Origin of the sequence: Mesorhizobium sp. M0626, assembly GCF_040320665.1 — a bacterium.
In the GTDB taxonomy this organism is placed as follows: Bacteria; Pseudomonadota; Alphaproteobacteria; order Rhizobiales; family Rhizobiaceae; genus Mesorhizobium.
Genome location: NZ_JAMYQD010000002.1, coordinates 347032 through 354357 on the forward strand (window position 1 = coordinate 347032; position 7326 = coordinate 354357).

Sequence of the window (7326 nt, forward strand, 5' to 3'; positions counted from 1 at the left end):
CTCCGGTACTCGCCTGCACGGAACTGCTCTCATCGCACTGCCGGTGCGATGAGAGGCGCGTCCGGGCGCGGTCACTCCGGCGCCAGCACCGCGACCTTGAGGTTCTCTTTCCTGGCGCCGCTGAGCTGGATCGTGGCTGCGCCAGGCGTCAGCTTGAAGCGCACGCTCTTGCGGATGCCGGGGCAGGTCTTCACGCCGGTGAAACCCGCTGATTTCACGGCTTGGCCATCCTGAATGACGTCGACCCAGGCCTCGTCGGACAGGCTGATCTGGAGCTCTCCTTCCGGTGGCACCGCCACGTTTGCCGTCGCGCCGAACGTGCCGGCTGCCGGCGCGCGTTGCGGTGAGACCGTGAAGCTGACCGCATCGACCGGCTCCAGCGCCATATCCGCGGCTTCGCCGAAAGCAAGAGAGGCACCGGACTGCGCGGCGGGCGCAGCCGGAAACAGTTCCTGCTCGCGTGTCACCGGCCATTTGAAGGCATCGCAGCCAGCATCAGCGGTCATGGCGAAACTGGTGCTTGCGAGAATTGCGAACAGGCTGACGGCGACTTTTTTCATGGCTAGGAACCCGTTTGGTTTGGAGTGTCTACACGCAGGCATACAACTTAAACGAGCTGTATGCAACCATAACGAGAACAAATTTTGAAGTCCAGACTGGAAGTGATTTCCAATCACCGATTGTTGATGACAGGCCACGCGAAGTGAATGGTCCAGCGCCGGGTGATAATTTATGGCCGGGCCGCAGGGTTGGAAAAATGGAGTTTAGATGAAGCTTTTTGACGGTCTCGCCAGATTTCAGCCGCAGGCACTCGGCGTCCTGCGCATCATGACGGCCCTGCAGTTCCTCGAGCATGGCTCGCAGAAACTGTTCAATTTTCCGGTCAGCGCCGAGCCTCACGCTCTTAGCGGCCTGACGGCGACGGCAGGCATCCTGGAGTTCGCCGGTGGCATCCTGCTGGCGCTCGGTCTGTTCACCCGCCCGGTCGCGTTCCTTCTGGCCGGCGAGATGGCCATCGCCTATTTCATGGCGCACTACCCGCGCGACTTCTTCCCGGTCAACAACAGCGGCGACGCGGCAATCTCCTTCTGCTTCATCTTCCTCTATCTGGTGTTTGCCGGCGCCGGCGCCTTCGCGCTCGACAACCGCCGCAGCACCTGACGCGCCTGATGCATGTCGCCCAAAAGTGCGCAGCGGTTTTGGGATAACGACTTGCACAAAACAAGACTCTGAAGCGCCTCGGCGAAGCCGAAGCGCTTCAGGCGCGCATTCGCTCGAAGTTCGCGTCAAAGAGCGGCGCTGCCTGAACGCGCGCCGCGTGGCGCTTGCCCAAAAGTTCGATCTCGAAGCCGTCGCTCTTGTCTGCGATCTCCTTCGGCACATAGCCGATGGCGACGGATTTTTTCGAGTGATGCGCATAGCCGCCTGAGGTCACCCAACCGCGCACCGCGCCACCGTACCAGATCGGCTCGTCGCCGATGACATCGGCATCGTCGGCATCGAGGATAAATGTGCGCAGCCTGAGCTTGCCGCCCTGCTTGCGCTCGGCAAGAGCGCCGGTTTTACCGATGAAATCGGCATCCTTGCCATAGGCGACGAAACGGTCGAGCCCGGCCTCCAGCGGCCCGTAGATCGGCCGGTATTCGCGCGCCCATGAGCCGTAGTTTTTCTCCAGCCGCAGCGCATTGAGCGCGCGCGAGCCGAACAGGCCGAGGCCGAATTCCGCGCCTGCCGCCATCAACGCCTGGAAGGCAGCGCGCTGATATTCCGGCGCCACCCAGATCTCGTAGCCGAGATCGCCGGTGTAGCTGACGCGGCCGACCAGGCACGGCGCCATGCCGATGTCCATTTTCGCGACGGCCATGAAGGGGAATGCTGTGTTGGCGACATCCGCGCGGCTGACCTTTGCCAGCACCTCCCTCGCCTTGGGTCCGGCGATCGCCAGACCGGTCAGTTTCTGCCCCAGCGCCTCCATGCGCACTGAGCTATCCGCAGGTAAATGCGCCTCGAACCAGCGCATATGATACTGCTCGGCGATACCGGAGCCGGCGATGAACCACTCGGTCCCGTTGGAATTGGGGGCACCGATATTGGCCAGCGTGAAATCGCCGATGAGCTTGCCGTCATCCTTCAGCATCGGCGCCAACGTCATGCGGCCTGGCTTGGGCAACTTGCAGGCAAAGATCCGGTCGAGCCAAGCGGCCGCCCCTTCTCCCGTCACCTTGTATTTGGCGAAGTTCGAAATCTCCGCCAGGCCGACGCTTTCACGAACCGTCGCGACCTCATTGGCGACATGGGAAAAATCGCTGGAACGCCGCCACGAGAATTCGTCCCTGACACCCTCGGGCGCATACCACAGCGGCACTTCCAGCCCATAGGACACACCCCATTGCGCACCCTTGGCCGACAGCAAATCGTAGATCGGCGTCGTCTTCAGCTGCCGCCCGGCGGGCAGCTCCTCATTGGGAAAGCGAATCGAGAAGCGGCGCGAATAATTCTCGCGCACCTTGGCGTTGGTGTAGGCCATCGTCGCCCAGTCGCCATAGCGCGCCACATCCATGGCCCAGATGTCGGCGCCGGGATCGCCCTCGATCATCCAGTTGGACAGCGCCAGACCGACGCCGCCGCCTTGTGAAAAGCCCGCCATGACCCCGCAGGCGACCCAGAAGCCCGGAAGGCCGCGCACCGGCCCGACCAGCGGATTGCCGTCCGGCGCGAAGGTGAAGGGGCCGTTGATGATCTGCTTGATGCCGGTCCTCTCGAAGGCCGGGAAATGCCGGAAGCCGACTTCGAGCGACGGCGCGATGCGGTCGATATCCGGCTCCAGCAGTTCATGGCCGAAATTCCACGGTGTCTGGAATTCGGACCAGACCTTGTTGGCCTTCTCATACGTGCCCATCAGCATGCCGCCGCGCTCCTGGCGCAGGTACAGCTCACCGTCGAAATCGACGGCATGGATGATTTCCGTCCCGGTCTTGGCGTTCCACGCCGCCACCTCGGGCATATCCTCGGTGATCAGGTACATGTGCTCCATTGCCAGCACCGGCAGCTCCAGCCCGACCATGCGGCCGACCTCGCGCGCCCATAACCCGCCGGCATTGACAACATGCTCGGCCACCACTTCGCCCTTGTTGGTGATGACGCGCCACATGCCGTCGGGCCGGCGCACAATGTCCTCGACCTTGGTGAAGCGCTCGACCTCGGCGCCCAGTTTCCGCGCGGCCTTGGCATAGGCATGCGTCACGCCGGAGGGATCGAGATGGCCGTCCTCCTTGTTGCGGACGGCGCCGACGAATTGTTTCGGGTCGAGCAGCGGCATCAGCTCGGCCGCTTCATTGGCCGATATTTCCTCAAGGTCGATGCCGAGGTAACGCCCCTTGGCGACGACGCCGCGCAGCCAGTCGAGCCGCGCCTCGGTCGCCGCCAGAAGTACGCCGCCGGTCAGATGCACGCCGGTCGCCTGTCCCGACAGCTCCTCGATCTCCTTGTAGAGCGAGATCGTGTATTTCTGCAGCTTGGCGACGTTGGGGTCGCCATTGATCGTGTGCATGCCGCCGGCCGCATGCCAGGTCGAGCCGGAGGTCAGCTCGTCGCGCTCCAAAAGCACGACATCGGTCCAGCCATGACGCGCCAGATGGAACAGCACGGAGCACCCGACGACGCCACCGCCAATGACCACGACCTTTGCATGCGATTTCATGAGTTTTGCTCTATTATCAATGAGTTGAGGAGATAAGGTGAATCAGAAAGGCAGCGCCGCGCGCCGACGCTGAAAAAGTCACGGCTCGCCCTGCCCGATCGCTTCCTTGCGCCTGGCCACATACTCCTCCAGCGCCTCGCGCACGGCGATATCCATCACCGGCTCGACATAGTCTTCCAGCGCCTTCTTCCACAGCCGGGTCGCGCGCGCCGTCGTGTCGAGGCCGCCGGCCTCCTGCCATGCCTCGTAATTCTGCCAGTTGGACAGCATCGGCTGGTAGAAGGCGGTGGCATAGCGTTCCAGCGTGTGCGGTTCGCCGAAGAAATGGCCGCCGGTCGGCACCGCGCCCAGCGCCTCGACAGCAAGCTCCGCCTCATCGACGACGATCGGGCGCAGGAATTCCATCATGTGCTGGATCATCTCGACATCGATGATGAGCTTTTCGAACGATGCCGTCAGCCCGCCTTCCTGCCAGCCGGCGGCATGATAGACGAGGTTGCCGTGGCCAAGCACAGCGCCCCACAGCGCCATCAGCGTCTCGTAGGCGCCTTGCGCGTCCGCCGCATTCGATGCCGACCCCGGCGTCGTGCGGTAGGGCAGAGAATAGCGCCGCGCCAATTGCCCCGAGGCGATGTTGGCCTTGGTGTTCTCCGGCGTTCCGAAGGCCGGCGCGCCCGACTTCATGTCGACGTTGGAGGTGAAGGCGCCGTACATCACCGGCGCGCCGGGGCGCACCAGTTGCGTCAGCACCACGCCGAACAGCGCCTCGGCATTCTGCTGCGCCAGGGCGCCGGCGAGCGTCACCGGGCTCATCGCGCCCATCAGCGTGAACGGCGTCACCGCCACCGACTGGCCGAACTCAGCCATGGTCATCAGCCCTTCGGCCATCATCTCGTCGAAACGCCGCGGCGAGTTGACCGAGATGATGGTGGCAATGCCGGGATCATCGCGCATCTCGTCCAGCGTCAGCCCGCGCGCGATTGCCATCATCTCGATGCCGTCCAGCGCCCGGCCTCGTCCGATCGCCGAGACATGGAACGATTTGTCGGTCAGCGTCAGATTGGTGAAATAGGTATCCATGTGCCTGGTGTTGGCCGGCAGTTCCACCGGCGCGCAGACCTGGTTACCGAGCATGTGGATGCAGTTGAAATGCTGCGCCAGCCGGGTCAGATCGGCATAGTCGTGCAAGTTTCCGGCGCGCCGGCCGCGCTCCATGTCGTGCACATTGGGCGGCCCGGCGACGAGGGTGAAATTGATCGTGTTGCCGCCGAGATGAATGGTGTTGGCGGGGTTGCGCGGCGTCAGTCGATAGCTGGACTGCGTGGTCTTCAGCGCCTCGGCCACAAGGCCACGGTCGATGCGGACATTCGCGGTCGCATGGTCGACCTTTGCGCCCGCATTCTCGAACAGCGCCAGCGCCCGCTGAGACATTACCTCGATGCCGAAATTTTCCAGAATATGCATCGAAGCTTCGTGGATCGCTTCGACCTGGTCGACTGAGAGCATCGCCATCGGCGGATAGGGATTGGTCACCCGCCGCAGTGGAAGTTGCGGGATGGCGGCAGGCCCCCGGTTGCTGGTTCGCTCCGCGCCGCGCTTGCGTCTTGGTTCATTCATGCCTGGCATCAGAGCGCCGGCATCCGGACATCGCTGTCAGAAATCCGCCCTTCGCGGACGTGATTTTAGCCAAGGCGGCATTTTTGAATTCTGACGGAGATAAAGGCGACGCGAAAGGTCGGAATAATGATACAGGCCCCCTGAGCGCAGCGGGCCGGCAAGCCGTTAAGAAACGCCGAAAGATTCCCTTTATGATTTCGGCCTATTCGTTTTCCAATGTGTAGTTCGAGTTTGAGTAAAATTGTAGCGGTTGGCGTGCTGCTGGCTTTGCCGGCCTGCGCGACGCCGCCCAACCATATCAACAATGTCTGCGCCGTCTTCGACCAGAACGACGGCTGGTTCGACAACTGGCAGTCGGCCGCCGAGCGCGCCTCGCAGAAATACGGCGTCCCCGTCCCTGTGCTGATGGCGACGGTGCGCAAGGAATCCGGTTTCAAGAGCAATGCCAAGCCGCCGCGTACCAAACTGCTCGGCTTCATTCCGTGGAAACATGTCTCGTCAGCCACCGGTTTCTCGCAGGCGCTCGACGGCACATGGTCGCAATATCAGAGCGAAACCGGCAGTTGGGCGGCGAGGCGGACCAAGTTTGCCGATGCCGTCGATTTCGTCGGCTGGTATCATTCCAAGACATCAGACACGTTCGGCGTCGCCCGCAACGACACCTACAATCTCTATCTCGCCTACTATCTTGGCTGGACCGCCTACGGCCGCGGTAACCGTGGCGATGCCGGCGTGCAGGGCTATGCCAGGGCGACCGAAAAGATGGCCCGCGACTATGCCGAACAGCTGCAGCAATGCGGCAGCTGACGTTGCCAAGCGGTCTTGCAGCCACGCAGTTTGCGATCGAAGCGGAACTCAGCAATTCATTCGCTTGGGATCAGGTGGAGGATCGACCTCCCTCCCTTTACCGCTGCCGTCGACAGCTTTCGGTCAAACGTCGCCAATTGGCCGTCACGCGCCTTGGCGAGTCCCAACAGATAGCTATCCGTTACCTGTGCCGGGGTGAGGATCCTGGCTGCATCGATGTCGTTGGAACCGACAAGGCTGATCTCGTCAGGCCAGAACTGATGTCCTGAAAGGGCATGCAGCTTGCCGACAACCTGCGCCACCACGGCGGGCGAACCCGGAGAATTGGGGTATTTCGGGTTGCTTACAATCCTGATGACGCCATTCTCGGTAATGGGACATGTTGCCCATGATAAATGCCCGGAGGATTGGAACCACCGATGGGCATCTTCATGCGCGACGTGAGCCGGATCGATCAACGCAATCAACACATTGACGTCGAGCAGGAAGGTCACGGCAATTCGTCGCGAAGCGCATTGACCATTTCGAGATCGACCATCGGGCCGTCGGGCCGCGATGCAAGCAAGGGGATGCCGTTGCGTTCACCGCCGGTCGGGGGCCTGCGCAGTGAGCGGCGAGCCAGATCGGAAATGACGTCGCCAACGCTGCGATCCTGCTGTCGCGCCATGGCCTTGGCCGCAAGTAGGACATCGTCATCGATTGCAAGTGTGGTTCTCACAATATGCTCCCTATGGCGCATCAAACATCACGCATCACATAAAGCAATGGACAGCAATATTCAAGCGAACGTAGCTGTCGTTCCTTGAGCTATGGCGACGCTGCGGCAATGCGCCAACGAGCGGCATTGCCTCTATGGCTGGTCAGCTCGGCTTCTTGCCATGCGGGCGCTTCGGCGGTTCGCCGGCGAAACCGGGGCCGATCCCATCCGGTGCGTCTTCCGGCACGCCCTCATGCGCTGCGTGTTCCCTGTCGAACTTGATCACCGGCTCCATCGTCGCCAGCACATCGTCCGACAGCCAGCACAGGCTCATATGGCCATCGCCGAGATGCTTCACCGGCGGCACCTTGGTCTCGCACAGATTGTCCGGCACCAGCCTCTTGTAGCCGCAGCGCGTCTGGAACGGGCAGCCGCTCGGCGGGTTCATCGCCGACGGGATATCGCCTTCGAGCACGATGTGCCGTTTGACCACGCTGGTGTCGGC

General features: G+C 62.3%; 8 protein-coding genes. 2 read left to right on the plus strand and 6 right to left on the minus strand.

Annotation, left to right across the window (positions count from 1 at the left end; genetic code table 11):
• Positions 1-71: 71 nt before the first annotated feature.
• Positions 72-560, minus strand: coding sequence for a hypothetical protein (locus tag NKI37_RS03765; protein ID WP_023705593.1), 489 nt, complete (start codon positions 558-560; stop codon positions 72-74).
• A gap of 208 nt (positions 561-768) precedes the next feature.
• On the opposite strand from NKI37_RS03765, the gene NKI37_RS03770 reads away from it, so the two are divergent.
• Positions 769-1161, plus strand: a complete 393-nt coding sequence (locus NKI37_RS03770) for a DoxX family protein (RefSeq protein ID WP_023707718.1) — start codon at positions 769-771, stop codon at positions 1159-1161.
• Positions 1162-1258: 97 nt separating this feature from the next.
• Here NKI37_RS03770 and NKI37_RS03775 read toward each other — a convergent pair whose 3' ends face one another.
• Together NKI37_RS03775 and NKI37_RS03780 are read right to left on the minus strand one after the other, a co-directional pair.
• Positions 1259-3700 carry a GcvT family protein gene (locus NKI37_RS03775; protein WP_023712071.1) on the minus strand — a complete coding sequence of 814 codons (2442 nt, stop codon included), beginning with the start codon at positions 3698-3700 and terminating at the stop codon, positions 1259-1261.
• A 78-nt stretch (positions 3701-3778) separates the two neighbouring features.
• The gene (locus NKI37_RS03780) at positions 3779-5317 is read right to left on the minus strand and encodes a trimethylamine methyltransferase family protein (RefSeq protein ID WP_023821802.1); all 1539 of its coding nucleotides are present in this window, start codon (positions 5315-5317) and stop codon (positions 3779-3781) included.
• Positions 5318-5533: 216 nt separating this feature from the next.
• Between NKI37_RS03780 and NKI37_RS03785 the strand changes: the two genes are divergently transcribed.
• Positions 5534-6124, plus strand: coding sequence for a transglycosylase SLT domain-containing protein (locus NKI37_RS03785; RefSeq protein WP_352790692.1), 591 nt, complete (start codon positions 5534-5536; stop codon positions 6122-6124).
• 56 nt (positions 6125-6180) lie between these two features.
• On the opposite strand, the gene NKI37_RS03790 is transcribed toward NKI37_RS03785, so the two are convergent.
• The 3 genes from NKI37_RS03790 to NKI37_RS03800 all read right to left on the minus strand — a co-directional run.
• Positions 6181-6618: a TA system VapC family ribonuclease toxin gene (locus NKI37_RS03790; RefSeq protein ID WP_023668192.1), complete on the minus strand. Its 438-nt coding sequence runs from the start codon at positions 6616-6618 to the stop codon at positions 6181-6183.
• Positions 6615-6842 carry a hypothetical protein gene (locus NKI37_RS03795; RefSeq protein ID WP_023668191.1) on the minus strand — a complete coding sequence of 76 codons (228 nt, stop codon included), beginning with the start codon at positions 6840-6842 and terminating at the stop codon, positions 6615-6617. Before NKI37_RS03795 ends, NKI37_RS03790 begins: the two co-directional genes overlap by 4 nt.
• 142 nt (positions 6843-6984) lie before the next feature.
• A partial coding sequence (locus NKI37_RS03800) for an oligopeptide/dipeptide ABC transporter ATP-binding protein (RefSeq protein WP_352790694.1) occupies positions 6985-7326 on the minus strand: 342 nt, incomplete at its 5' end.